Here is a 247-nt window from a genome sequence, read left to right as displayed (position 1 = left end):
ATGTTCTGACGGTGGGGACGTTGGAGCGGGAGGATGCCGGGTCGGCGCGGCTGCTCAGGTCCCTCGGGCAGGCGCATGTCGGCGGGCTGCCGGTGGACTGGCGGCGGGTTGTGCCGGTCGGTGTGACGGTGGATCTGCCGACGTATGCGTTCCAGCGGCGCCGGTACTGGCTGGAGTCGGCGGGTGCGGCGCCCGTCGTCGGCGGGGATGGTGCGTCGTCGGAGGCGGAGGCCCGGTTCTGGGCGGC

1 protein-coding gene is annotated in these 247 nt (G+C 73.7%); it reads left to right on the top strand.

The genetic code is table 11. The annotated features are described in order from the left end of the window. Positions 1–20: 20 nt before the first annotated feature. On the top strand, positions 21–247 hold a 227-nt coding region (locus WA788_RS35845), incomplete at its 3' end, for a hypothetical protein (RefSeq protein ID WP_335984737.1).

The organism is Streptomyces sp. CA2R106 (assembly GCF_037034245.1).
Classification (GTDB): Bacteria; Actinomycetota; Actinomycetes; order Streptomycetales; family Streptomycetaceae; genus Actinacidiphila.
The sequence above is the reverse complement of the archived record's forward strand: the minus strand, read 5'-3'. Positions and strand labels throughout refer to the sequence as shown.